Origin of the sequence: Xanthomonas boreopolis, from assembly GCF_046529185.1 — a bacterium.
GTDB classification, from domain to species: Bacteria; Pseudomonadota; Gammaproteobacteria; order Xanthomonadales; family Xanthomonadaceae; genus Pseudomonas_S; species Pseudomonas_S boreopolis.
This window is the reverse complement of the sequence record NZ_CP097162.1, coordinates 3707933-3734774: the sequence shown is the minus strand read 5'-3', so window position 1 is coordinate 3734774 and position 26842 is coordinate 3707933. Positions and strand designations below refer to the sequence as shown.

19 protein-coding genes are annotated in these 26842 nt (G+C 69.7%); 11 read left to right on the top strand and 8 right to left on the bottom strand.

Annotated features, from left to right (window positions below):
- Positions 1-113 precede the first annotated feature (113 nt).
- The 9 genes from M3M27_RS16845 (at position 114) to M3M27_RS16805 (ending at position 14926) form a co-directional block, all read left to right on the top strand.
- A complete protein-coding gene (locus tag M3M27_RS16845; RefSeq protein WP_434026349.1) occupies positions 114-2798 on the top strand; it encodes a TonB-dependent receptor in 2685 nt (894 codons plus the stop codon).
- Between the two features lie 172 nt (positions 2799-2970).
- On the top strand, positions 2971-5226 hold the full coding sequence (locus M3M27_RS16840) for an alpha-N-acetylglucosaminidase (protein ID WP_434026348.1): 2256 nt from the start codon (positions 2971-2973) through the stop codon (positions 5224-5226).
- Complete coding sequence (locus M3M27_RS16835) at positions 5223-6362, top strand: acyltransferase family protein (RefSeq protein ID WP_434026347.1); 1140 nt, start codon at positions 5223-5225, stop codon at positions 6360-6362. Before M3M27_RS16840 ends, M3M27_RS16835 begins: the two co-directional genes overlap by 4 nt.
- Positions 6363-6457: 95 nt before the next feature.
- Positions 6458-7213, top strand: a complete 756-nt coding sequence (locus tag M3M27_RS16830) for a GntR family transcriptional regulator (RefSeq protein ID WP_434026346.1) — start codon at positions 6458-6460, stop codon at positions 7211-7213.
- 55 nt (positions 7214-7268) lie between these two features.
- Positions 7269-8549, top strand: coding sequence for a sugar MFS transporter (locus tag M3M27_RS16825; protein ID WP_434026345.1), 1281 nt, complete (start codon positions 7269-7271; stop codon positions 8547-8549).
- Between the two features lie 40 nt (positions 8550-8589).
- Positions 8590-9657 (top strand): LacI family DNA-binding transcriptional regulator, encoded by a 1068-nt coding sequence (locus M3M27_RS16820; protein WP_140724085.1) that lies wholly within the window; start codon positions 8590-8592, stop codon positions 9655-9657.
- 9 nt (positions 9658-9666) lie between these two features.
- The gene (locus M3M27_RS16815) at positions 9667-10716 is read left to right on the top strand and encodes an SIS domain-containing protein (RefSeq protein WP_434026344.1); all 1050 of its coding nucleotides are present in this window, start codon (positions 9667-9669) and stop codon (positions 10714-10716) included.
- Positions 10716-11873 carry an N-acetylglucosamine-6-phosphate deacetylase gene (nagA, locus tag M3M27_RS16810; RefSeq protein ID WP_434026343.1) on the top strand — a complete coding sequence of 386 codons (1158 nt, stop codon included), beginning with the start codon at positions 10716-10718 and terminating at the stop codon, positions 11871-11873. The genes M3M27_RS16815 and nagA overlap by 1 nt, the downstream gene beginning before the upstream one ends.
- 440 nt (positions 11874-12313) lie before the next feature.
- Positions 12314-14926, top strand: coding sequence for a TonB-dependent receptor (locus M3M27_RS16805; protein WP_434026342.1), 2613 nt, complete (start codon positions 12314-12316; stop codon positions 14924-14926).
- Between the two features lie 145 nt (positions 14927-15071).
- Here M3M27_RS16805 and M3M27_RS16800 read toward each other — a convergent pair whose 3' ends face one another.
- The 3 genes from M3M27_RS16800 to M3M27_RS16790 are packed head-to-tail and all read right to left on the bottom strand — an operon-like array spanning position 15072 to position 18543.
- Positions 15072-16301, bottom strand: coding sequence for a multifunctional CCA addition/repair protein (locus M3M27_RS16800; protein ID WP_434026341.1), 1230 nt, complete (start codon positions 16299-16301; stop codon positions 15072-15074).
- 40 nt (positions 16302-16341) lie between these two features.
- Complete coding sequence (locus M3M27_RS16795; protein WP_434026340.1) at positions 16342-16581, bottom strand: hypothetical protein; 240 nt, start codon at positions 16579-16581, stop codon at positions 16342-16344.
- The gene (locus M3M27_RS16790) at positions 16582-18543 is read right to left on the bottom strand and encodes a transglycosylase SLT domain-containing protein (protein WP_434026339.1); all 1962 of its coding nucleotides are present in this window, start codon (positions 18541-18543) and stop codon (positions 16582-16584) included.
- 184 nt (positions 18544-18727) lie between these two features.
- Here M3M27_RS16790 and M3M27_RS16785 point away from each other — a divergent pair, with 184 nt between their 5' ends.
- Positions 18728-21604: a TonB-dependent receptor plug domain-containing protein gene (locus tag M3M27_RS16785; protein ID WP_434026338.1), complete on the top strand. Its 2877-nt coding sequence runs from the start codon at positions 18728-18730 to the stop codon at positions 21602-21604.
- Between the two features lie 206 nt (positions 21605-21810).
- Here M3M27_RS16785 and M3M27_RS16780 read toward each other — a convergent pair whose 3' ends face one another.
- From M3M27_RS16780 to M3M27_RS16765, 4 genes are all read right to left on the bottom strand, one after another.
- The gene (locus tag M3M27_RS16780) at positions 21811-22548 is read right to left on the bottom strand and encodes an endonuclease/exonuclease/phosphatase family protein (protein WP_140724277.1); all 738 of its coding nucleotides are present in this window, start codon (positions 22546-22548) and stop codon (positions 21811-21813) included.
- A gap of 43 nt (positions 22549-22591) precedes the next feature.
- Entirely contained in the window at positions 22592-23425 is an 834-nt protein-coding gene (locus tag M3M27_RS16775; protein ID WP_140724060.1) for a thiol:disulfide interchange protein DsbA/DsbL, read from the bottom strand.
- Between the two features lie 164 nt (positions 23426-23589).
- Positions 23590-24234, bottom strand: a complete 645-nt coding sequence (locus M3M27_RS16770) for a thiol:disulfide interchange protein DsbA/DsbL (protein ID WP_140724057.1) — start codon at positions 24232-24234, stop codon at positions 23590-23592.
- A gap of 88 nt (positions 24235-24322) precedes the next feature.
- Positions 24323-25123 carry a c-type cytochrome gene (locus M3M27_RS16765; protein ID WP_140724054.1) on the bottom strand — a complete coding sequence of 267 codons (801 nt, stop codon included), beginning with the start codon at positions 25121-25123 and terminating at the stop codon, positions 24323-24325.
- Positions 25124-25257: 134 nt separating this feature from the next.
- Between M3M27_RS16765 and yihA the strand changes: the two genes are divergently transcribed.
- Positions 25258-25890 (top strand): ribosome biogenesis GTP-binding protein YihA/YsxC, encoded by a 633-nt coding sequence (gene yihA / locus M3M27_RS16760; RefSeq protein WP_140724050.1) that lies wholly within the window; start codon positions 25258-25260, stop codon positions 25888-25890.
- Between the two features lie 77 nt (positions 25891-25967).
- On the opposite strand, the gene M3M27_RS16755 is transcribed toward yihA, so the two are convergent.
- Positions 25968-26684 (bottom strand): VIT1/CCC1 transporter family protein, encoded by a 717-nt coding sequence (locus tag M3M27_RS16755; RefSeq protein WP_140724047.1) that lies wholly within the window; start codon positions 26682-26684, stop codon positions 25968-25970.
- Between the last annotated feature and the right edge of the window lie 158 nt (positions 26685-26842).

The window sequence follows — 26842 nt, the reverse complement described above, 5'->3', positions numbered from 1 at the left end:
CGTGCCGTGCCTGCGGGAATGGTCCGGTCGTCGCGGATCGCCACGCCTGGCCGATCGGGTCCATCGATCGCTGTCGTCCCGTCGTCGTCCAGCCATCATTCCAGGATAGCCCTATGCCACGCACCTCCCCCATTCCTTCGTGTCGCTGTTCCTTGTCCGTGCTTGCCGTCTCCGTCGCTGCCGGGCTGTGCGCCGGCAGCGCGCTGGCCCAGGACGCCGCGCCCGGCGCCCAGGACAAGGTGGCCGAGCTGGACGCCATCACGGTGACCAGCAGCTACGAGAAAAGCCTGATCACCGCGCTCGACAAGAAGCGCGACGACATCCGCGTCACCGACGGCATCTCCTCGCAGGACATCGGCAAGTTCCCGGCCGAGAACATCGCCGAGGCGATCCAGCGCATCCCCGGCGTGCAGATCTCCAGCATCAACGGCCGCGGTTCGACCATCAGCATCCGCGGCCTCGGTCCGCAGTACGCGATGACCACGGTCAACGGCCAGACCTTCAAGAGCGCGGACTTCACCGACGGTTTCCGCTACGACATCATCCAGCCCGAACTCGCCGCGGGCATCCAGGTGATCAAGTCGCCGACCGCGGACATGGATGCCGGCGGGCTGTCCGGCACCGTCAACATCGACACCGTCAAGCCGCTCGACTACAGGCAGCGCAAGCTGATCTTCTCGGCCACCGGCCAGCGTTCCGACTCGGTCGGGAGCACCACGCCCAAGGGCGTGCTCAGCTACATCGACCAGTTCGACGCGGGCGAGGGCAAGCTCGGGCTGTTCCTCAACGCCGGCTACCAGAAGCTCAAGGACCGTGCCGACTACTTCTGGATCGACCGCTGGGGCACCGGCACCTACGGCGGCGACTCGGTGCTGATGCCGACCCGCACCCGCTACCGTCGCATCGACCGCGACACCGAGCGCAGGATGCTCAACGGCGCGCTGCAGTGGCAACCCGCCGACAACCTGGAGATGGGCCTGACCTGGCTCTACAGCAAGGACGAGACCCGGAACGACATCAAGCAGCAGGTGTTCCTGTTGAGCTCGGGCACCGAGACCGTGCAGGCGGTGGAGAACGGCCATGCCACGCAGGTGCTGGCCGAGGACTACCGGATGGAGAACAACCGGCAGCTCGAGGAACACGACTGGACCTCGCAGATGCTCACCTACGACTTCAAGTGGACGCCCGGCGACTGGACCTTGACCGGGGCGCTCAACCACACCGTGGGCAAGACCGAGGAGAGCGAGGCCGCCGCGATCCTCGGCGTGGTGGTGGACTCGAGCCTGCTCGACATCTCCAACCCGTCCAGTCCCGCGTTCAGCGTGTCCAACGACCTGGCCGACGCGAGCTGGTACGACCCCTACACGATGGTCCGCAACGAGTACCCGAACGGCGCGATCCGGCACGTCGAGAACCAGGAGGACTCCTTCCAGCTCGATGCAGAGCGCTGGCTGGGCTGGGGCTGGCTGAGCTCGGTCAAGTTCGGCGCCAAGTACCGGCGCGAGACGCTGGACCGCGACGTGTGGCGGCGCGACCGCTACATCATCGGCGACGCCGATCCGGCCGACCTGCCGCGCATGTCCGAGCACGGCACGGTGGACACCGGCTTCCTCGGGGGGCTGTACTCCATCCAGCACGCCTTCATCGTGCCCGACATCGCCGCCTACGAGGCTGCGCTGGCGGCCGAGGGCGTCACCATCCCGGTGGTGTTCGCGCCGCAGAGCAGCTACTCGATCACCAACGACATCTGGTCCGGCTACGCACTGGCCAGGATCGAAACCGAGATCGGCTCGATGCCGCTGCGCGGCAACCTCGGCCTGCGCTACGAGAACACCAAGCGCGACACCGATACCTGGATCACCGAGCCCGACGCGGTGAACGAGGAAGCCAACAACATCGTCGGCACCGCCAGCTCCACCTATCGCTACCACAACTGGCTGCCGAGCCTGAACGTCGTGCTGGAGATGCGCCCGGACCTGCTGCTGCGCCTGTCGGCGGCCAAGGTGCTGGTGCGCCCGATCCTGACCAGCAGCACGGCCATCGCCACCACCGAGGAAACCAGCCTGCTGACCGACGGTCGCACGCTTAACTCGGTGACGCTGGGCTCGGCCGACCTGAAGGCGATGACCGCCAACCAGGCCGACCTGGGCGTGGAGTGGTACTACGATGGCGGCGGCCTGTCGCTGTCGGGCTTCTGGAAGGCGATCAAGAACGGCACCTACAACCAGAACATCTGCCCGGCCAGTTACGGCGGCGTGTCGCTGAGCGGCAACGCGGCAGGCGAATGCGTGGCGACCAATGGCGAGGTCTACGAGTTCACCAAGACCTTCAACAGCGACGAGACCAACTACCTCAAGGGCTACGAGCTGTCGTGGACGCAGTCGCTGAACCGCTGGCTGCCGGTGGACGGATTCGGCGTGACCGCCAACTTCACGCGGGTGATCCCCGACTACAAGGACGATTTCGTCATCAGCAACCTGTCGGAGAAGACCTGGAACGCCACCGCGTTCTGGGAGAACCGGATGTTCAGCGCACGCCTGTCGGCGACGCATCGCAGCGAGTACTACCAGACGCGCTCGGACAGCTTCTTCGCCTATGCGGGCCACGTGATGAAGGCGCGCACCCAGCTCGACGCGCAGCTCGGTTACCAGATGAACGACAAGCTGAGCTTCTCGCTGGGCGCGGTCAACCTGACCGACCAGAAGGAAAAGGCCTATTACCAGGCCAGCGACATCTGGCAGATGACCGGCGTCACCGGACGCAGTTACTACCTGACGATGAAATGGGAGATCTTGTAGCGCGCCGCGCTTCCCTTCTCCCTTCGGGCCGGTGCCGATGGCGCGCAAGCGGTGCCCACCCCGGAGGGAGAGGGATTTCGGGCGTCGAGCGTTACGGTCGAGAGCCAAATGCCGCAGGAGGAATGAGTTGAACGTAGAAGGCTTCACCCGACGTCCCGCATCCGTTCTGTCGATGCTCCTGGCCTGTTCGATGCTGGCCGGTGGCGCACGCGCCAACGAGGCCGCCCACCAGGTGCTGGAACGCAGCCTCGGTGCCGAGGCCGCCGCGCGCATCACCCTCAGTCCCCGGGCGGGCGAAACGGGCCATGCGTGGTACCGCGTGGATGCGCAGGGCGGACGCTTGAACGTGCAAGGCTCCGATCCGGTGGCGCTGGCGCATGGCGCCTACGCCTACCTGAACTCGATCGGCGCGGCCTCGATCAGCTGGGAGGGCGACCGGATCGCGATGCCCGAGCGCTTCGAGGACTTCGCCGGATCCAGGGTGGGCACGCCCTTTAAGCATCGCGCCTATCTCAACACCTGCACCTACGGCTACACCACGCCGTTCTGGGACTGGCCGCGCTGGCAGCGCGAGATCGACTGGATGGCGCTGCACGGCATCGACATGCCGCTGGCGATGGAGGGGCAGGAGGCGATCTGGCAGCGGCTGTGGCGCGAGTTCGGCGTGGCCGATGCCGAGCTTGCCGGCTATTTCTCCGGGCCGGCGTTCGCGCCGTGGCAGCGCATGGGCAACATCGAGGGCTATCGCGCGCCATTGCCGCAGCGCTGGATCGACGACAAGCGGGCCTTGCAGAAGCGGATCCTGGCGCGCATGCGCGAGCTCGGCATGAAGCCGGTGTTGCCGGCGTTCGCGGGCTACGTGCCCAAGGCGTTCGCGCAAGCGCATCCGCAGGCGCGCATCTACCGCATGCGGGCCTGGGAGGGCTTCCACGAAACCTATTGGCTGGACCCGGCCGATCCGCTGTTCGCGCGCATCGCCAAGCGTTTCATCGAGCTGTACACGCAGGCCTACGGCGAGGGCGAGTTCTACCTGGCCGACGCCTTCAACGAGATGCTGCCGCCGGTGGCCGACGACGGCAGCGACGTGGCCGCCGCCAAGTACGGCGACGGCACCGCCAACACCGAGGCGGCCAAGGCCAAGGCGGTGCCCGCGGCGCAGCGCGATGCGCGGTTGGCGCAGTACGGCGAGGCGATCTACCGCTCGATCGCGCAGGCCAACCCCAAGGCGACCTGGGTGATGCAGGGCTGGCTGTTCGGGGCGGACCGCGAGTTCTGGCAGCCCGAGGCGATTGCCGCGTTCCTGAGCAGGGTGCCCGATGCGCGCATGCTGGTGCTGGATATCGGCAACGACCGTTATCCCGGCACCTGGAAGGCCTCGCAGGCGTTCGACGGCAAGCAGTGGATCTACGGCTACGTGCACAACTACGGCGGCAGCAATCCGGTCTACGGCGATTTCGATTTCTACCGCCGGGACCTGCAGGCGCTGCTGGCCGATCCGCAGCATCGGCAGCTGGCCGGCTTCGGCGTGTTCCCGGAGGGCCTGCACAACAATTCCATCGTCTACGAATACCTCTACGACCTGGCCTGGGACGGCACTGCGCGGCCGTGGGAACAGTGGATCGAGCAATACAGCCGCGCCCGCTACGGCCGCAGCGATGCCGATCTTCTGGCGGCATGGCAGGACCTGCGCGCGTCGGTGTACGCCACGCGCTACTGGAGCCCGCGCTGGTGGAACAAGCGCGCCGGCGGCTACCTGCTGTTCAAGCGTCCCACCGCCGCGGTCGCCGGTTTCGACGACAAGCCCGGCGATCCGGTGCGGCTGCGGCGGGCGATCGAGGCGCTGCTCGCGCAGGCGCCGCGCTACCGCGATGCGCCGTTGTTCCGCTACGACCTGGTGGACTACGCGCGCCATTACCTGACGTTGCGCGTGGACGAGTTGCTGCAGCAGGCGGTGCGGGCGTATGGAGACAAGGATTTCGCCGCCGGCGACGCGGCGCGGGCGAAGGCGGTGGCCCTCGTGCGCGGGATCGACGGACTGGTCGGTGGGCAACAGGAGAGCCTGGCAAGCTGGACCGCGCAGGCGCGTGCCTATGCCGGTGGCGATGCGGGGCTTGCCGATTACTACGTCGCCAACGCGCGCGCGCAGGTCAGCGTGTGGGGCGGCGAGGGCAACCTGGCCGATTACGCGTCCAAGGCGTGGCAGGGCATGTACGACGGTTTCTACCTGCAGCGCTGGATACGCTTCCTCGATGCGTATCGCGCCGCGCAGCAGGCGGGCGCGGCGTTCGACGAGGCCGCGTTCGGCCGCGAGCTGGTGCAATGGGAGCGGCGGTGGGCGGAGTCGGACGCGATGCCGCCGCCGGGCGGCCCGCCGCGCGATGCGTTCGCCGGCATTCGCGCCCTGCTGCAGCTGGAGGCCGCGCCATGAGCCTGGCCGTCGCCCCGGTCCCGGCCGCCGCGCGCGAGCGCTTCCTCTCCCTCGACGTGTTGCGGGGCCTGACCATCTTCCTGATGATCCTGGTCAACACCGCTGGCCCCGGCGCCCATGCCTATCCGCAGCTGGTGCACGCGGAGTGGTTCGGGTTCACGCTGGCCGACCTGGTGTTCCCGACCTTCCTGTTCGTCACCGGCAACGCGCTCAGCTTCGCCGCGCCGGGCGGTAGCGAGGCGGACTTCCTGCGGCGGGTGTCCAAGCGCGCGGCGCTGATCTTGCTGTGCGGATTCCTGATGTACTGGTACCCGTTCGTGCATCCGGTGGACGGGCACTGGGCGTTCAAGCCGTTCGACCAGACCCGCGTGTTCGGCGTGCTGCAGCGGATCGCGATCTGCTACCTGCTGGCCGCGCTCGCGGTGCGCTACCTGCCCGGCAGGGCGCTGCCGTGGCTGGCGCTGGCATTGCCGCTCGCGTACTGGGCGATCCTGTACCTGTTCGGCACGCCCGGCCTGGAACTGGACAAGCTCGCCAATGCCGGTACCCGGCTGGACCTGTGGCTGGTCGGGCGCGACCACCTGTATCGCAAGGATGGCGGCTTCGACCCGGAAGGCTTGCTCGGCGCGCTGCCGGCGACCTCCAACGTGCTGGGCGGCTACCTCGCCGGCCAATGGCTGCGCACGGCCGGCAAGACGCCGCGCGCGGTGGGGTGGATGCTGGCCGCCGGCGCATCGCTGGTGGCGCTGGCCCTGCTGTGGAACCCCTGGTTCCCGGTCTCCAAGAAGCTGTGGACCGGCCCGTTCGTGCTGCTGACCGTGGGCCTGGACCTGGTCGGCCTGGCGCTGCTGGTGGCCTGGATCGAGCTGCGCGGCCACCGGCGCGGCAGCGGCTTCTTCACGGTGCTGGGCAAGAACCCGCTGGCGATCTACCTGTTCTCGGAGCTGTTCGTGGTGACCCTGCAGCTGGTGCAGGTCGCCCCCGGCATGGGCTTGTACGACTGGTTCGGCATCGCGCTGTTCCAGCGGATCGCGCCGGGGCCGTCCGGCTCGCTGCTGTGCGCGTTGGCCTACACCCTGCTGTGCTGGGCGCTGGCCTGGTGGATGGACCGGCGGCGGATCTACGTGCGCCTGTAGGCCTGGCCTGGGCGGTCAGCCCCGGCCTCGGGGTGTACAAATCCCAAATTGGTAATATATTGGACCTAATGAGTTAGCGTCCACGAGGGAGAGGGATGGCCAAGTCCAAGCGGGAGCACGACAAGAGGCTCGACGAGCTGGTATTGGACTCGTCGGCACCCACGCCGTTGTACCTGCAACTGGCGGCCAAGCTCGGCGACAGCATCCGCGAAGGCCGCTGGAAAAGCGGCGAGGCGTTGCCGGCCGAGCGCCATCTCTGCGAGCGGCTGGACATCTCCCGCGTCACCCTGCGCCAGGCCGTGGATGCCCTGGTGGAGCAGGGGCTGGTCACCCGCCGGCAGGGCGCCGGCACCTTCGTCACCTCGCACATCCAGCACCAGCTGAGCGGCCTGGCCAGCTTCAGCGAGACGCTGCGCCTCAAGGGCTACGAACCGGGGACGCGCTGGCTGGACCGCCGGCTGCGCCCGGCCCACGGCGAGGAACTGATGCGGCTCGGGTTGTCGCCGGACTCGACGGTGGCGGCGCTGACCCGCCTGCGCAGCGCCGACGACCGCGTGATGGCCTACGAACAGGCGGTGCTGCCGGAGCGCATCGTGCCGGACCCGGACCGGGTGGGCGACTCGCTGTACGCCTACCTGGATGCGCAGGGCACGCCGGTGGTGCGCGCGCTGCAGTACTTCCGCGCGCTCAACCTGCCGGCGCGGCTGGCCGAGCACCTGAAGATGCGCACCGGCGAGGCCATCCTGCACGTGGTACGCGTGGGCTATGCCCGCGACGGCAGCGCGATCGAGCTGACCGATACCTACTGCCACAACGACTACTACGACTTCGTCGCCGAACTCAGGCGCTAGAGCGCGCCGAGAACGCGCGCCAACCCACCGCCCCTCCGCAGGAGCCCGCCGATCCATGTCACCCGCCAGGCCAGCCAATCCCCTCGCTTCGATCGCCATCGTCGGCTTGCTGTTCTTCATCATCGGCTTCCTGACCTGGGTCAACGGACCGCTGATCACCTTCGTGCACCTGGCCTTCGACCTCGACGAGGTCAACGCCTTCCTGGTGCTGATGGTGTTCTACCTGTCCTACTTCTTCCTGGCGCTGCCGTCGTCGTGGATCCTCAAGCGCACCGGCATGAAGAAGGGGCTGGCGCTGAGCCTGGTGGTGATGGCGATCGGCGCAGCCGCGTTCGGCGAGTTCTCCACGCAGCGCTGGTATCCCGGCGCGCTGGTCGGCCTGTTCGTGATCGGCAGCGGACTGGCGCTGCAGCAGACCGCGGTCAATCCGTACATCAGCATCCTCGGCCCGATCGAGACCGCGGCGCGGCGCATCGCGGTGATGGGTATCTGCAACAAGGTCGCCGGCATCCTGGCGCCGATCGTGATCGGCACGGTGGTGCTGCACGGCGTGGGCGACCTGTCCGCACAGGTGGCGGCGGCCGATGCGGCGACCAAGGAGCAGCTGCTCGACGCCTTCGCCGCCAAGATCCATGCGCCATACCTGGTGATGGCCGGCCTGCTGGTGGTGGTGGCGCTGGGCGTGCTGTTGTCGCCGCTGCCGGAGATCAAGGCGTCCGAGGCCAACGCGACGCCCGCCATGGCGAGCGGCGCGGGCCAGCGCAGCAGCATCTTCCAGTTCCCGCACCTGTGGCTGGGCGTGCTGTGCCTGTTCGTCTACGTCGGCGTGGAAGTGTTGGCGGGCGATGCGATCGGCGTCTACGGCCGTGGTTTCGACCTGCCGCTGGACCGCACCAAGGTATTCACCGCGTTCACGCTCGGCGCCATGCTGGCCGGCTACCTGGCCGGGCTGGTGCTGATCCCGAGGGTGATCTCGCAGGCGCGCTACCTCAGCGTTTCCGCGCTGCTGGGCGTGGCGTTCTCGCTGGGCGCGCTGTTCACCCACGGCTATCTCTCGGTGGGCTTCGTCGCCGCGCTCGGCTTCGCCAACGCGATGATGTGGCCGGCGATCTTCCCGCTGGCGATCAAGGGCCTGGGCCGCTTCACCGAGGCCGGCTCGGCATTGCTCGTCATGGGCATCGCCGGCGGCGCGATCATCCCGCAGCTGTTCGCGGTGCTGAAGCAATACCTTGACTTCCAGCTCGTGTTCGCCCTGCTGACCGTGCCGTGCTACCTGTACATCCTGTTCTACTCGATGCTCGGGCACCGCGCCGGCCTGCCGGCGGAGCGGCGCTGATCCGGGCATCATGGGCGGATCAGGCAGCCAGGACCAGAACATGCGCAGACCGACCATCAAGGATGTCGCCGAACGCGCCAAGGTCTCGTTGAAGACCGTGTCGCGCGTGATCAACAACGAACCCTCGGTGATGCAGGCCACGCGCGCGCGCGTGCTGCGCGCGATCGCCGACCTGGACTACGAACCCGATCCGTCCGCGCGCAACCTGCGCAGCGGCACGCCGTTCGTGATCGGGCTGGTCTACGACAACCCCAACCCGTACCACATCATCGGCGTGCAGAACGGCGTGCTCGCGGCCTGCCGCGAGACCGGCTTCGGCCTGCAGATCAACCCGGTGGACTCGACTTCGCCGCTGCTGGCCGAGGAGCTGGCCGAGTGGGTGCAGCGCTCGCGCCTGGCCGGCCTGGTGCTGACCGCGCCGATGTCCGAGCGGCCCGAGCTGCTGGCCGGGCTGGGTGCGCGCGGCATCAAGCACGTGCGCATCATCGCCGCCACCGAGGACCCGGGCGACGGTCCCTGCGTCTACATCGACGACCGCGACGCCGCCTACGAGATCACCGAGCACCTGATCCAGCTCGGCCACCAGCGCATCGGCTTCCTGTGGGGCGGCCCGCAGCACCGTTCCAGCGGCGAGCGTTACGCCGGCTACGAGGCGGCGCTGAAGGACTACGGCATCCCGCTCGACAAGCACCTGGTGGTGCAGGGCGACTACACCTTCGACGACGGCTTCCGCGGTGCGCGCCGGCTGCTGTCGCTGCGCGAGCCGCCGACCGCGATCTTCGGCAGCAACGACGAGATCGCCGCCGGCGTGCTGGCCGCGGCCAAGTCGGCCGGCATGAACGTGCCGTACCAGCTGTCGATCGCCGGCTTCGAGGACAGCCCGTTCTCGCGCCAGTCGTGGCCGGCGCTGACCACCGCCAAGCAGGCGACCGAGGACATCGCGCGCCATGCCGCGCGCCTGCTGATCAGCCAGCTGCGCAGCGACGCCTACGACGAGCAGGCGGTGCAACTGCAGAACCGCGGCTTCGTCCCGCAGTTGGTGGTGCGCGGCTCCACCGCGCCGCTGCAACCCTCGCCGCCGCGTCCCCTTCCAACAGAACCGACCTGATCCTTCCCAATGGCATTGCCCAACGAGACCGATACGCTGATGTTCCGCGAGGCGGCGCAGGCCGCCGACGTGGTCGCCACCCAGTTCGCCCGCAACCGGGCCACCGTGCAGGCGCTGGCCGACGCGTTGCGGCAGGCGCCGCCGCCGTTCGTGGTGACCTGCGCGCGCGGCAGCTCCGACCACGCCGCCACCTACGCCAAGTACCTGTTCGAGACCCAGTTGGGCATCGTCACCGCCTCGGCCTCGCCGTCGGTCGGCTCGGTCTACGCCTCGCCGCTCAAGCTCGAGGGCGCGCTGTACCTGGTGATCTCGCAGTCCGGCAAGAGCCCGGACCTGCTGCGCAACGCCGAGTCCGCCAAGGCCGCCGGCGCGCGCGTGGTGGCGCTGGTCAACGTCGAGGACTCGCCGCTGGCGCAACTCGCCGACACCGTGCTGCCGCTGTGCGCCGGGCCGGAGAAGAGCGTGGCCGCGACCAAGAGCTATCTCGCCTCGCTGGCGGCGATCCTGCAGCTGGGGGCGGCGTGGAAGAACGAACCGGCCCTGCTCGAGGCGCTGGATGCGCTGCCGGCCGCCCTGGGCGCGGCCTGGCAGGCCGATTGGCGCAGCCTCACCGAAGGCCTGGTCGATGCGCGCAACCTGTTCGTGCTCGGCCGCGGCCTGGGCCTGGCCGCGGCGCAGGAAGCGGCGCTCAAGTTCAAGGAAACCTGCGGCCTGCATGCCGAGGCCTACAGCTCGGCCGAAGTGAAGCACGGGCCGATGGCGCTGGTCGGCCCTGGATTCCCGGTGCTGGCCTTCGCCCAGCCGGACGAGACCGGCGCCGGCACTCGTGCGCTGGCGGAAGAGTTCGGCGCCCGCGGTGCGCAGGTGTGGCTGGCGGACGGCAGCGCGCCGGCCCGCGGCCAGGCGCTGGCGCTGCCACTGGCCGGGGCTCCGCACCCGGTGTGCACGCCGCTGCTGACCGTCCAGAGCTTCTACCGCGCGATCAACGCGCTGGCGTTGCGCCGGGGCTACAACCCCGACCTGCCGCCGCACCTCAACAAGGTCACGGAAACCGTCTGATGAAGGATGCCAACACGCCCGTCGCGCTCGTCAATGGCCGGGTACTGACGCCGGCGGGTTTCCGCGAGGATGTCGCGGTGCTGCTCGACGGGCGCGAGATCGCCGCGGTCGTGGCCGCCGGCGATCCGCGCGCGGCCGCCGCGGCGCAGCGCGTCGACCTGGGCGGAGGCACGCTGCTGCCGGGCTTCATCGATATCCAGGTCAACGGCGGCGGCGGCGTGCTGTTCAACAACGACGCCTCGCCCGAGGGCCTGGCCGCGATCGCGCGCGCCCACCGGCGCTACGGCACCACCGGGCTGCTGCCGACCCTGATCAGCGACACCGCCGAGAAGATGGCCGCGGCGATCCGGGCCACGCGCGAAGCGATCGCGCAGGGCGTGCCGGGCATCCTCGGCATCCACCTGGAAGGGCCGTACCTCAACCCGGCGCGCAAGGGCACCCACGACGAGAAGGTGTTCCGCGTGCCGGATGCGCGCGAGATCGAGGTCGATACCTCGCTGGACAACGGCGTCACCCTGATCACGCTGGCGCCCGAGCGCGTGCCCGCCGAGGACATCCGCACGCTGGTCGCGCGCGGCGCGATCGTGTTCGCCGGCCATACCGCGGCCACCTACGAACAGGCGCGCGCCGGCATCGTCGCCGGCATCCGCGGCTTCACCCACCTGTTCAACGCGATGTCGCCGCTGGCCGGGCGCGAGCCCAACGTGGTCGGCGCCGCGCTGGAGGACCGCGACACCTGGTGCGGCATCATCGTCGACGGCGTCCACGTGCATCCGGCCAGCCTGCGCGTCGCGCTGGCGGCCAAGCCGCGCGGCAAGCTGCTGCTGGTCACCGACGCGATGCCGATGGTCGGCGCCGACAGCCCGAGCTTCGACCTGTACGGCGAGACCATCACCGAGATCGACGGCGTGGTGCGCAATGCCGCCGGCGCCTTGGCCGGTTCCGCGCTGGACATGGCCAGCGCGGTGCGCAACACCGTCGAACTGCTCGGCGTGCCGCTGGACGAGGCCGCACGCATGGCCTCGACCTATCCCGCGCAGTGCATCGGCCTCGGCGACCGCCTCGGCGCGATCGCGCCCGGCTACCAGGCGGACCTGGTGCTGCTCGACCCGCGATTGCAGGTGCTGGAGACCTGGATCGCCGGACAGCGCGCATAGCCGATCCCCGGCCGCGCCCGCTCGGCAGGCGCCGGCACGCACCGCGCTCCCGCAACGCAGCAACCTTAACTCGCCGCCCACCGGGGCGGCGGGCACAAACGTGCGCCCGGTCACGCCGCAGCGGCGGGATCATGAAGGAGACCTGACGGAAGATCACGTTGTCTCCGCCGCGAACGTTGCAGCGGCGTTGCAAAACGGGATACCTATACGCCCTCGGAAGATAACGTTATCAGCGGAGGTGCGGCCCTCTCGACGACGTTCCACGCCGTGCTTGCCGCGGCGCCACAACCCACTGCCGCCGCCGTCCGGACAGGGGGACGGGCGGTGCATGCCGCGCGCAGCGCGCATCCATCACCGCATAGCCAGAAGGTCCGACCATGACGTTGAACCCGCCCCGCTCCCTGTCCGCTCCACCCCGCTCTTCGCATTGGCTGCGCCGCATGCGCACCGCGCCGCTGGCGCTGGCCGTGCATGGCCTGGTCTATGGCGGCGTCGTCCATCCCGCGCTCGCCGCCGCGCAGGAGGTCCCGGCCGCCGCCGATGCGAGCGCCGGCCAGGCCGCCGCGCCGGCCGCCGCCTCCGGACAGGACGTCACCACGATGGACGCGGTCAAGGTGGTGGGCTACCAGGCGAGCCTGGGCAAGGCGCTCAACGTCAAGCGCAACGCGGACGCCATCGTCGATGCGATCAGCGCCGAGGACATCGGCAAGTTCCCGGACACCAACGTCGCCGAATCGCTCTCGCACCTGTCCGGCATCACCGTGGACCGCCAGTTCGGCGAAGGCGAGAAGGTCAGCATCCTCGGCACCGACCCGGCACTCAACCGCGTGCTGCTCAACGGCCAGACCATCGCTTCCACCAGCTGGGGCGGCGATCCCAACGACCCGGACAGCCGCTCGTTCAACTACAGCATCCTGGCGCCGGAGGTGGTCGGGCTGATGGAGGTCTACAAGACGCCGGAAGCGCGCATCGACGAAGGCTCGATCGGCGGCACCGTGATCGTGCACACCCGCAAGCCGCTCGACCTGGACCGCAACACGCTCACCGGCACCGTGAGCTACGGCTACAACGACCGTTCCGAGGAAGGCAAGCCGAACGCCTCGCTGCTGTACAGCTGGAAGAACCGCGACGAGACGCTGGGCGTGCTGGCGTCGGTGATGCACTCGCAGAAGGTGCTGCGCCGCGATGGCGTGGAGATCTTCGGCTACGACGAGGTGGCCAGCGCGGACTTCCCCGCGTCGGTGGTCGGCGGCAACACCGGCCAGTACCCGACCTCGCTCAACACCGCGCTGTTCGAGCAGACCCGCAAGCGCGACGGCGTGACCGCGGCGCTGCAGTGGAAGCCCGACGGCGATTTCGAGCTGAACCTCACCGGCCTGTACGTCAAGGAATCCTTCGACAACTACAACCAGAGCCACTACGCCTACTGGGGTTCCAACACCGCCGATGCGACCTCGCTCGGCTTCGAGAACGGCGTGGCGACCTCCGGCACGTTCGGCAACGACTCGGTGACCTACCTCGACGGCTACCTGCGCAACACCGAGGTCAAGACCGGCAGCATCAACCTGCGCGCCGACTGGCACGGCGACGGCTGGAACGCGTCCGGCCAGGCCGGCTATACGCGTTCCACCGGCGGCGCCGAGCGCATCTACGGCATCCAGTTCGCCTCGCTGGGCGGCTACGGCTACGGCATCGACCACCGCAGCACGTCGATCGACTACGACCTCGACCCGACCGACCCGTCGCACATGCGGCTGCGCAATCTCTCGGCCAGCCACAGCCCGCAGTACGACCAAGAGAAATACCTGCAGCTCGATTTCGACCATGCAGTGGAGTGGGGGCCGTTCACCCAGATCCTGACCGGCATCAAGGCGAGCAACCACGCGATGGGGCAGACCTCGTACAGCACCACCTGGAACTTCGACGGCGACGCCACGTTGTCCGGCTTCTACGGCGGGGCCACGCCGTCCGGGTACCTCGACGGCATCTCGGCCAGCCAGGACATGCAGCACTGGGCCACGATCGACAGGGGCGCCATCGGCCGCTACGCCGGCACCCTGGACGGGGCCGACGCGCTCGACTTCAGCTACAGCGCCAGCTACGGCATCGAAGAGCAGATCCGCGCCTGGTACGTGCAGGGCAACTTCTCGGGCGATCGTTATCGCGGCAACGTCGGCGTGCGCTACGTGCACACGCGCGATTCGACCGAGGGCTACAGCTACGACGCCGACGGCGGCTACACGCCGGTCGATTACCGCGGCAGCTACGGCAAGTGGCTGCCGTCGTTCAACTTCGCCTACGACCTGCGCGACGACCTGGTCCTGCGCCTGGCCGCGGCCAAGGTGATCGCGCGGCCGCGCTACACCAACATGACGCCCTACGTCGCCACCGACAACACCACGCTGACCGCCTCCACCGGCAATCCGGGGCTCAAGCCCTACGAGTCCAACAACTACGGCGCCTCGCTGGAGTGGTACTTCACCCCCAGCAGCCTGCTCAGCGCCGAGCTGTTCTACCGCGACATCTCCAACTACGTGCTGACCACGGTGGAAGAACGCACCTTCCTCAACACCACCACCGGCGGTTCCAGCACCTACCTGACCTCGGTGCCGACCAATGCGGGCAACGCCAGGGTCAAGGGCGTGTCGGCCAACTTCCAGCACAACTTCGGCCACGGTTTCGGCGTGGTGGCGAACTACACCTATTCCGAAGCCAGCACCGACGGCGACTTCAGCCTGCCCTACAACTCGCGCAACGCCTACAACCTCAGCCCGTACTACGAGCAGGGCAAGTGGAGCGCGCGCATCAACCTGGGCTGGCGTTCGGAATACTTCACCCAGATCGGCCGCCTCAACGGCCAGCAGATGACCGACGCGTTCACCCAGCTCGACGCTTCCATCGGCTACCAGATCAACGATCGCCTGCGCATCTCGCTGGAAGGCAGCAACCTGCTCGACGAGACCTACTACAGCTACATCGGCAGCAAGGACCACCCGTACTACATCTACAAGAACGGGCGAGCCTACATGCTGAGCCTCAACTTCAAGATGTAGGCGAGGGCCCGCGGACATCCGCCGTCGTTCCCGTGCAAGGCGCCGGATCCCGCCTTCGCGGGGACGACGGTGGAAGGAATCCCGCAAGCGCCATGAATATCCGGGGCTCCGGATCCCAGCAGGGTCTCGGCCGGGCGGCGGGGTCCTACGCGGCCGACCGCGCCTGCGCGATCGCGGCGATCCGCGCCTTCGCCAGCGCCTCGCCGATCTGCGGGCCCTGCAGCCCTCGTGCGGCGAGGTCGCGCGCGTTGACCGCCATCGCGGCGGCGTGCAGGCGTTGCAGCTCTGGGCCTTGCGGATAGGGGGCATCCTCGCTGCCCAGCCGGCCGCGCTTGTCCGCCTCGCAGACCTTGGCGAGCTGCGCGATGCGCTCGGGGCGGCGGAAGGCGTCGCAGCGCTGCAGCAGTTCGTGCACGGTGCGGTCGCGCAGTTCGGGCAGGCGGTGCACGTTGAGGTGCTCGCGGCAGGCGATCACCGCCAGGTCGCGGTAGTCGGCCGGTACCTTGAGGCGCTCGCTCAACGCCCGCACCGGCGCGACGCCGCGCTGCTCGTGCATGACGTGGCGCGGCCACTCCTCGCGCGGCGTCAGCGCCTTGCCGAGGTCGTGCACGAGCGCGGCGAAGCCGACCAGCGCATCGCCGGGCGCGATCCGCGCCGCCATGTCGCTGACCAGTTCCTGGTGGCGGCCGGTATCCACTTCCGGATGGAACTCGGCGCGCTGCGGCACGCCGTACAGCGCTTCGACCTCGGGCAGGATCGCGGCGAGCGCGCCCGCGTCGTGCAGCGTGCGCAGGAAGGCCGACGGCTGCGGCGCGGCGAGCGCCTTGCGCAGTTCCTGCCACACGCGCTCGGCCACCAGCGCGTCCAGTTCGCCGCCGGCGGCGATCTCGCGCATCAGCGCCAGGGTCTCGCCGGCGACGCCGAAGCCCAGCGGCGCCAACCGGGCCATGAAGCGCGCCGCGCGCAGCACCCGCAGCGGGTCCTCGACGAAGGCCGGACCGACGTGCCGCAGCACGCGCCGTTCGATGTCGCGCACGCCGCCGTAGGGATCGACCAATTCGCCGGTCGCCTCGTCGCGGGCGATCGCGTTGATGGTGAAATCGCGCCGCTGCAGGTCTTCTTCCAGCGTCACCGACGGGTCGGCATCGACCACGAAGCCGCGGTAGCCGCGCCCGCTCTTGCGCTCGGTGCGCGCCAGCGCGTACTCCTCGCCGGTCCGCGGATGCAGGAACACGGGGAAATCGCGGCCCACCGGCTTGTAGCCGGCATCGAGCATCCGTTGCGGGGTGGCGCCGACCACCACCCAGTCGCGGTCGCCGGCCGGCTGGCCCAGCAGTTCGTCGCGGATCGCCCCGCCCACGAGATAGATCTTCATGCCCGCCATGATGCCTGAAGGCATGCATGCGCCGCGGCGTTCAGCCGAATCCGCGCGCCCCGGGCACGAACAGCCCGATCACGAACCACACCAGCCCGGCCAGCCACAGCAGCAGGACGTACAGGCGGATCTGCTCGGCGTTCCAGAAGCCGGCGAAAGGGCCGTCGAGGAGAAGCGCGGCCTTCCAGCCTTCCATCCAGTCCGCGCCGCCGCCATTCACTATCCACCAGGCCAGGCTGCTGGCCGCCGCGAACAGCAGGCACCACGCGACCAGGCCCACTCAGCGACCGCCCGCGCTGGCCGACGACGGGCAGACGAACTTCTTGCGCGTGTCCACCAGCTTGCCGAGCAGGCGGTCGCTCAGCGGCAGGGCGTCGCCGTTGAGCCGCCAGTCGTAGATCACGCTGAAGGCGAGCACGCGCGCCACGTACTCGCGGGTCTCCTTGTAGCTGATCGTCTCGATCCAGATGTCCGGGTCGTGGCTGGGCCGCTGGCCGAGCCAGCGCGCGGCGGGCGTCGGGCCGGCGTTGTAGGCCGCGATCGTCACGTAGGGCTGGCCGCCGTACTTGTCCAGCAGCTGGCGCAGGTAGGCGGTGCCGATGGCGATGTTGGTGTCCGGGTCGTACAGGCTGGACGCGCCGCCGTAGCCGGCCAGGCCGATCGACCTGGCCACGCTCGCGCCGGTGGCGGGCAGGACCTGCATCAGGCCCATCGCGTTGGCGGGCGAGCGCGCGTTCGGGTTGAACACGCTCTCGGCGCGGATCTCGGCGGCGACCCAGGCCGGGTCGAGCGCGTTGCGCGCGGCTTCGCGGCGGATCGTGTCGTCGTGGTGCAGCGGGAAGCGCAGCGCGTACAGGCGCTGTTCGTCGGGTTGCTTGCCGAGCGCGAACACCGCGCGGTCGAACCAGCCGTTGTCGCCGGCCACTTCCACCGCGAGCCGGCGCTGGGTGTCGTCGAAGCGGGTCAGGGCGTCGTTCCATTCCAGGGTCGCCCAGCCGGCGCGGTCGAGCTTGTACAGCTCCAGCGCGCGGACCAGCGCCGGATCGCGCGCCACGGCGGCCTTGGCCTGCGCGCTGTCGTTCGGCTGCCACGGGCACAGCGCGTAGGGTTGTTGCAGGCGGTCGGCGGCGAGAAAACCGTGGAAGGTCGGTTGCCCGGCGGCGCGGCGGTACAGGGCCTGGGCCGCCGCGGCATCGCCAGTCTTCTCCGCCAACCGCGCCTCGAAGTACTGCCAGCGCGAGTCGTTGCGCTGCGAAGCCGGCATCTTGCGGATCGCCGCCAGCGCCGACGGCCAGTCGCCGCGCGCCATCGCCTCGCGTGCGCGCCATTCGTGCAGGCGCTCGTCGTAGGCCGCCTCGGGCACCGCGTCGAGCCGGCGCGCGGAATCGGGCAGGTAGGACGCCACCGTCCACAGCGCGATCTGGTAGAGCACCTGGCCGCGCTGCGCGTCGCTGAAGCCGAGCGCGCCGGCGACCTGCGGCAACAGGCGCTCGGCCGCGTCCGGATCGGCCTTGGCCAGCTTGGCCAGGCCGTCGACGGCGATGCGGCGGCTGCGATCGGTCTTCGGCCACTGCAGCGCCCGGGTATCGGGCTGGGCCAGGAACTGCGCGTAGTCGTTGGCCTGGGCCAGCTCGGCCGCCGGCAGCCCGCGGGCCGCACTGCGCATCACCGCCGGTTGCTGCGCGTCGGCCGCCGCTTCCACGCGCTGCCAGCGCAGCGCGTCGGTCATGCCACCGCGCGCCTCCAGCACCGCGAACACCGGGTCGCAGGCGTCCGGCAGCGACTTGCCGCTGCTCGACCACAGGGCCTGCGCATCGGCAACCCATTGCGCGTCGGCCTTGCCGAGGGCCTGGCGCGCATTGAGCTCGGCACAGCGCAGGCCGACGTTGTCGGTCGGCTTCCAGTTGGCCAGCAGCGCGCTCCAGTCCTGGCGGCGGGCCAGCGCGGGCAGCCACGTGCCGCGGAACGCCTCGGCGACCGGCTGGCCGGCGTAGCGCTTGAGGAAGTCCTGGGCCTGGGCGTTGGAGATGCGGTCGATGTTGCGCCGCAGGCTGGCGTACTGCAGCCAGCCATAGAGCGGATGGCTGGAGAACGCGGCGAGTTCGTCGGGCTCGAGGCGGCCGGCATCGGCGGCCTCGAGCGCACTGCGCATGGCCGGCCGCTGCGCCTCCAGGTTTTGCGCGCCGGCGAAGGCGGGCAGGCCGGCGATGGAAAGGATGAACAGGGTCAGGGTCCGCTTCATCGCGGCAGTATCGCCGCTGCGCGCTGAACAGGCGTGATGGACCGACGTGCCGGCTGCGTGCCAACCACGTGTCGTTGTGTGCCGCCGCTTGCCATCTATTCACGATTTGTTTACAAGTCGGGTCAGCCGCTGCGGCGCAGGGGGAACGTGGCGGCCTTCCCATCCCCTTTGGAGAGAGAGCCGGATGAAGTACCTGCGCCGCCATCCTTTGAGCCACGCCCTGCTGGGCGCGGCGTTCTGCCTGCCGTTGCTGGCACGGGCCCAGGACGCCGGGACGACCGAGACCAAGACGCTGGACAGCGTCCAGGTGACCGGTACCCGCATCAAGACCGCCGAAGTCCAGGGCCAGGTGCCGATCCAGACCCTGACCCGCGACGACATCGAGCGCACGGGGCTGACCTCGATCGGCGAGGTGCTGCAGGAACTCACCGGCTCGGGTTCGGCGCTCAACGCCAAGTTCAACTCGTCCGGCAACTTCGGTTTCCCGCCGGACGGCAGCGGCGTCGGCGCCGGTTCCGCGCAGGTGGACCTGCGCCACCTGGGCGCCAAGCGCGTGCTGGTGCTGGTCGACGGCATCCGCTGGATCAACGAGTCCTCCGCCTCCGGCGTGGGCGCCTCGACCGACCTCAACACGATCCCGCTGGCCCTGGTGGAGCGCATCGAGGTGCTGGAGGACGGCGCGTCCTCGCTGTACGGCTCGGACGCGATCGCCGGCGTGGTCAACATCATCACCCGGCGCGAGTTCGACGGCGCGCAGATCACGCTGAACTACGGGCAGTACGGCAAGGGCGACGGCGAGAACCGCGGTTTCGACCTCGCCTGGGGTACCCGTACCGAGCGCACCAGCCTGTTCCTCGGCGCGAGCTACGTGAAGCAGGATCCGGTGTACGCGCGCGATCGCCGCCAGTCGTACTACCCGACCCCGGGCACCGGGCTTGCCTTCGGCAGCTCGGCCACGCCGGACGGGCGCTTCGTCTTCGTCGATCCCAACACCGGTGCCGAGCAGGACCTGACGCTCAACGGCGGCCGGTCCGGGGCGCCGTCCTACGACGGCAGCGCCGGCTGCGCGCGCAACGACGACTACCACTGCTTCTCCACCGCCGACCGCTACAACTTCGCGGCCGAGAACATGGTGTTGACGCCATCCGAACGGAAGGGCGTGTTCGGCCAGTTCCGCTTCTTCTTCAACGACGACGTGCAGTGGTACCTCAAGGCGCTGGGCAACCGCCGCGAATCGGTCAACCGCGCCGCGCCGGAGCCGATCTTCCTGGGGCCCGACGCGGGCACCGGCAATCCGCTGGCCGACAACGTCTTCATTTCGGCGCTCAATCCGTACAACCCGTTCGGGTTCGACCTGGATTCGTCCGACAACCTGATCATGATCGGCCGGCGCCCCGTGGAAGGCGGGGCGCGCATCTTCGAACAGCGCGTGGACACCTCGTATGTCGGGACCGGCTTCGTCGGCAGCTTCGAATCGGCCGACCGGACCTGGTTCTGGGACATCAACGCGATGTACAGCAAGAACAAGGCCGAGCAGACCAACTACGGCAGCTACAACATCTACAACATCGCGCTGGCGCTGGGCGACCCGGCCGCGTGCGCGGCGGTGGCCGGCTGCGTGCCGCTGGACATCTTCGGCGGCGCCGGCAGCATCACGCCGGAGATGTTGCGCTGGATCCAGCCGGTGGTGCGCGACCGCAGCCAGAACGAGCTGACGCTGTTCACCGCCAACCTCAGCAGCGAGCTGTTCCGGCTGCCGGCCGGCCCGGTCTCCTTCGCCACCGGCCTGGAGCATCGCAAGTACGAAGGCTGGTATCGCCCCGATCCGCTGACGGTGGCCGGCCACTACAACGGCGTGCCGTCGCTGCCGACCTCGGGCAGCTACGACGTCAACGAGGCCTACCTCGAGCTGAGCGTGCCGATCTTCGCCGACTCGCCGCTGGGCGAGAAGCTCGACCTGAGCCTGGCGGGGCGCTACTCGGACTACTCGACCTTCGGCGGCGAGTTCACGCCCAAGTACGGCCTGCGCTGGCAGGTGACCGACGAGTTCGTGCTGCGCACCAGCTACGCGGAAGGATTCCGCGCGCCGACCATCGGCGAGCTGTACGGCTCGGCGGCGCGCGCCGACCTGACGCTCTCCGACCCCTGCTCGATCGGCCTGGGCGGCACGCCGCCGCGCGGCAGCGCGGCCAACTGCGCTGCGCTCGGCGTGCCGGCCGGCTACCAGCAGGCCAACTCGCAGATCTCGGTGACCACCGGCGGCAACCGCGATCTCGAACCGGAACGCTCGCGCAGCTTCAGCGCCGGGTTCGTCTGGAGCCCGTGGTTCGGCAGCAACGCGGCCTGGTCGGACCGCTTCGACATCGAAGTGACGTTCTATCGCCACCACGTCGACGGCGCGATCCAGGCGATCGATGCGCAGACCCAACTCGACCTGTGCGTGGACACGCTCGATCCGACCTACTGCGGCGGCATCACGCGCGCCTCCACCGGCGGCATCAACGGCTTCAACAACCGCCTGACCAACCTCGGCTCGATCAAGACCGACGGCTGGGACGTGGACCTGTTCTGGACGCTGCCGGAGACCGCGCTCGGCCGCTTCAAGGTGAAGTGGCAGAACACCTTCGTGGGCCGCTACGAGGCCACCGGCGCGGCCGGGCAGCGGCAGCCGCAGGGGCCGGGCATCGAGGTGGTCGACAGTTCGATCCCGGAGTGGACCAGCAACGCCTCGCTGGACTGGTCGCTGGGGAACTGGAACGCGGCCTGGACGGTGCGCCACATCTCCGAGCTGACCGAGCAGTGCGGCGACGCGGTGGCCTTCCCGGTCTGCAGCAACCAGGCCGCCGGTACCAACACGCTCGATGCGATCACCTACCACGACGTGCAGCTGGGCTATCGCTTCGCCTGGCTCAACGGGCTGCAGCTGACCGCCGGCGTCAACAACCTGTTCGACAAGGATCCGCCGATCTGCCTGTCGTGCTCGCTCAACGGCTACGACGCGTCCACCTACGACATCCCGCAGGGACGCTACTGGTACGTGCGGGCGGACCTGAAGTTCTGAGGCATTCCGCAAGAACGGCGCAGGCCGCGACGGGGCTCCCCAGGGAAATCCCCGTCGCGGCTTGCGCGATTCCCGGGGAAGGCGAGGCAGGCGAATCGGCGATGGAGGCGGGCCGCGCCTCGCGAATGCCGCGCTTCGCTTCCTGTGGGAGCGACTTCAGTCGCGACAGGGCCTTGCCGAAGATGCGGCCGGCGCCTCGCCGGCCCTCACTTCAACAGCTTCCGCGGCACGCTCACGTCCATGCCGATCGCCAGGTGATCGGAGAAGGCCGCCGGGATGGCCTCGGTCTTGCCGATCGTCAGGCCGTCGCTGACCAGGATGTGGTCGATCGCGCGCTCCGGCCGCCAGCTCGGGAAGCTGGGGATCACGCAGCCCGGCGGCTGCAACGATGTATGGCGATACAGCGGCTGCATTTCCGGGCGGTCGGCCACGCAGTTGAAATCGCCCATCAGGATCGCGTTGGGGTGCTCGGAGAGCAGTTCGGCGATGAAGGCCAACTGCGCCTTGCGCGAGTTGGCGCCCAGCGACAGGTGCGCCACCGCGACCGCCAGGCCTTGGCGGCCTTCGCCGAACTTGGCCAGCAACATGCCGCGCCCGCCGATCCGGCCGGGCAGGGCATGGTCCTGCACCTCGACCGGCTCGAGCTTGCTGAGCAGGCCGTTGGCGCTGGAGGCCACGCCGCCCATGCGCCGGTTCGGCTGGTGGCTCCAGTAATTGAAGCCGGCGCGCTCGGCCAGGTAGTGGGTCTGGTTGGTGAAGCCCGAGCGCAGGCTGCCGGGGTCGGCCTCGTTGAGGCCGACGATGTCGCGCTCGCCCGCCAGCTTGGCGATGGCGTCCAGGCTGTTGCGCTTGCGCCCCATCGGCAGGGCGTGCGACCAGCTGCGCGTCACGTAGTCGCTGTAGCGGCGGGTGCTGGAGCCGGCCTGGATGTTGGCGGTCAGCACCCGCAGGGTACGCGTTTCCGAATCGCTCACGACGGTTCCGGGCTTACTTCGCTCCGGCGGCCCGCTCGCGCGCGATCAGGTGGTCGGCGATGCGCAGCATGTCCTGGTAGCTGGTGCCCTTGACCAGGTACTTGCCGTTGACGATCAGCGAGGGCGTGCCGGTGATCTTGCTGCGCGTGGCGAACTGCTTGGCGCGGTTGGTCTGGGTCTGCACGCCGAAGCTGGCCATGGTGTCGGCGAACTTCTTCGGGTCCACGCCGTACTTGCCGTAGAAGTTGGCGATGTCCTGCACCGAGTCGCGGCCGCGCTCGCCCTTCAGGGTCTGCTCGACGTGGATGGCCTGGTACAGCGCTTCGTGGGTCTTCTCCTGCACGCCCAGGGTCTGCGCCGCGTAGAAGGCGCGGGCGTAGTCGTCCCAGGTGCCGCCGAACATCGCCGGCACGTAGACGAAGTTCACGTCCGACGGCAGGCCGGCCTTCCACGGCCCGATCAGCGGCTGGAAGCGGAAGCAGGCCGGGCAGACGTAGCCGAACACCTCGGCGACCTCGATCTTGCCGGCGGCGGGCTGGAAGGGCTGGCCGCCCTCGATGTCGACGTAGTCGGTGCCGGCCACCGGCTCCGGGCCGCTCGGCGGCGAGGGCGGGTTGGCGGCCGGGGTATGGCCGGCCTCCTGGGCCGGGGCGGCGGCCTGCTCGGCGCCCGCGTCGGCCGGCGCCTCGGGGGTCGCCGGGGCGGGCGTGGCGGCGGGCTGCTCGGCCGGGGCGCTGGCCGGCGTGGCCGGGGTGGCCGCGACGGTATCGGCGCTGCCGTCCTGGGCCTTGCAGGCCACCAGGACCGGCAGGATCGCCATCAGGGTCAGGGCAAAACGGCTCTTCATCGAATGGATCTCCAACGGGAAACGGGATGGCGGCCGGCGGCCGGCCAGGGGACGCATGATGGCACGAGTTGGTTGCGAGTCCCTCGCAACGGCGCCGCGCATCCATGCGCGGGGTATTGATGGCGGGCCCTCGCGAGGGCGCCGTGCCTCCAGGTGCGGGGATCTTACTTCCGCGAGGCGCCGGCGTGTTCGCGCGCGATCAGCCAGTCGGCCACCCGCAGCAGGCTGTCGAAGTCCTTGCCGCGGACCAGGTAGCGGCCGTTGACGACGATCGAGGGCGTGCCCGGCACGCCGCTGCGCATGGCGAACTCGCGCGCGGCCTTCAGGCGCGCCTCCACCTCGTCGCTCCTGAGCGTATCGATGAACTGCTGCTGCGGCACGCCGTAGTCGGCGTAGAACGCGGCCAGTTCTTCGGGCGCGACGTTCTGCATCGGCATGCTGTGCTTGTCGTGGATCGCCTGGAACATCGCCAGGTGGCTCTTCTTCGCCACGCCCAGCAGGTCGGCGGCCAGGTAGGCCCGCGCGAACGCGTCCCACTGCCCGCCGAACGCGGCCGGCACCGGGGTGAAGCGCACGTACTTCGGCAGCCGCGCGACCCATTGCTCCAGCCGCGGTTCGAAGTGCGCGCAATGCGGGCAGGTGTAGCCGAACACCTCGGCGACCTCGATCTTGCCGTCCAGCGGCTGGTAGGGCTGGCCGTCGGCGATCTCGACGTAGTCCTGCCCGGCGACCGGTGCCGGGGCGGCCGCGACCGCGGCCAGGGGGACGAACGCGAGCAGGATCATCAGCAGTCGGGATGGCAGTTTCATGCGTGCTCCGTGGGGTGAAAAGCAAGCGCCGGTCGATGACCGGCGCCTGGATGGGACCTGCGCTTGGACCGCCGCGGCGGCCCGAGGTTCACGAGCGTCCGGGCGGCGCGGCCGGCAGGGTCGCCGCGGCCGCCTCGTCGTCGGCCCGGTCGTGCAGGCCTTGCAGGTAGCTGGACAGGGCCTGGATCTCCTGCTCGGTCAGCGAATGGGTGACCTGGGCCATGATGTCGAACAGGTGGCGGTCGGTCTCGGTGGTCTGGCCCGACTGGTATTCCTGCAGCCGGCGCGCCACGTAGGCGGCGTGCTGGCCACCGATGTGCGGGTAGGCCGGGCCCGGGTTGCCCGCCCCGGTCGGGCCATGGCAGGCCATGCAGGCCGGGATGCCGCGCGAGGGATCCCCGCCCCGGTAGAGCTTCTGCCCGATCTCGTAGAACTTCATGTCCTTGTAGGGGCCTTCGGCGACCACGGTGTCGTCGGCCAGGCCGGCGCTTGCCTTCTGCGTGGCGAAATACGCGCCGATGTCGCGCATGTCCTGGGGCGTGAGGTCCTTCACGAACGGCACCATCGCCGCGACCGCGCCGCCGGTGCGCTGCCCGTTGGCGATCAGCGCCATCTGGTGCGCGATGTAGCGCTCGCTCTGCCCGGCGATGCGCGGGTACATGTCGACCGAAGGGTTGCCGTCCGGGCCGTGGCAGGCCGCGCAGGCGGCCGCCTTGGCCTGGCCGGCCTTGGCATCGCCCCAGGTGGTCTTGGAGAGGTCGATCTCCAAGGGCGCCACCCGCACCGGCGCGTTGTCCGGGACGGGCGTCACCGCGGACTGCGCGAACGCGACCGCCGCGATGACGGGAACGGCAAGGGCAGTGAAGGCAAGAACGCGAGCATGGCGCATCAGCTAAAGCTCCGTATGGACCTGGACCGCGGGCGTGGGGGCGCTGCCTCCGCAGGCGTCCGGATTATCGGCATGGCGCCGCGCATCGGTCAACGAACGGCGCAGCAAGGCGGGGGACATGCGATCCTATGCGGATGTCGCAGCTCATCGAACGTGCCCGCTACCTCCTTTCGGCCCACAACGCCCGCCAGCTGCCGCCCGACGGCGGCTTCGAGGTGGCTTTCGCCGGCCGCTCCAACGCGGGCAAGTCCAGCGCGCTGAACGCGCTGACCCGCCAGAACGCGCTGGCGCGGGTGTCCAAGACGCCGGGGCGCACCCAGCAACTGGTGTATTTCGAAGTGCAGCCCGGCCGCTGCCTGGTCGACCTGCCCGGCTACGGCTACGCCAAGGTGCCGCAGGAACTGCAGGTGCACTGGCAGGCCTTCATCGACGACTACTTCCGGACCCGCCAGGCGCTGCGCGGCCTGGTGGTGGTGATGGACATCCGCCATCCGCTCAAGGAGTACGACCTGCAGATGCTGGGCTACGCGGCCGCGCGCGGACTGCCGGCCCACGCGTTGCTGACCAAGGCCGACAAGCTCGGGCGCGGGCAGCAGGCGCAGGCGCTGCAGAAGGTGCGCAAGGAACTGGCATCGCTTTTCGCCGACAGCGTCGGCGTGCAGGCGTTCTCGGGGCAGTCGCGGCAGGGCGTGGACGAACTGCGGGCGGTGGTGGAGGGCTGGCTGGAGCTGGAGCCGCCGGTGGCGGCCGAGCACGGTCGTTCCTGACGGCTTGATCGCCGCTGCGCAGGGAACCCTCTGACCCGCTTGCGCGCGGTGCAGGAGGCGCCGCGCCATGACGCGGCCTACACGGCGATGTCGAACAGGCGGCCGATCTGGCTGGCGGCGAACATCGCCAGCGCTCCCCAGAACGTCACGCGCAGGGCGCCGCGCCAGGCGGGGGCGCCGCCCATCGCCGCCGCCCAGGCGCCGGTGATCGACAGGCCCGCCAGAGTGGCGATCGTGGTCGTCCGGGAGACCGCCCCGGGCGATGCCAGCAAGGCCGTCGCCACCGGCAGCGCCGCACCGCAGCAGAAGGCGGCGGCCGAGGCCAGCGCGGCCTGCAGCGGGCGCGCGCGCAGGGTGTCGGTGATGCCGAGTTCGTCGCGCGCGTGCGCCGCCAGGGCGTCGTGGGCGGTGAGCTGTTCGGCGACCTGCCGGGCCAGGGCCGGATCGAGCCCGCGCTGGCGGTAGATGCCGGCCAGTTCCTCCAGCTCGGTGTGCGGGTCCTCGCGCAGTTCGCGGCGCTCGATCCTCAGGTCCGCCTGCTCGGTGTCGGCCTGCGACTGCACCGATACGTATTCGCCCGCCGCCATCGACATCGCGCCGGCGACGGTGGCGGCGATGCCGGCCGCAAGCACCGAGCGCGCGTCGCTGCCGCTGGCCGCCACGCCGACCACCACGCCGGCGACCGAGACGATGCCATCGTTGGCGCCCAGCACCGCGGCGCGCAGCCAGCCGACGCGGTCGCCGCGATGGCGCTCGCGGTGCCGCGGTAAGGTCGGGCGGGGTTGGGATCCCATGCAGGCTCCTTGCGGATCGGAGGGCGGAGGGGCGCCGAAAGCGAGAGGAATGGCGGAAATCTGTAACGCCGTTGCCGCAACGTAGCGCCCGCCGGGCTCACGCTATAGTGCGGCTCTTGCGGTGGCGGCGGCCCGTCCCCACTTCGTTCCACCTTCAA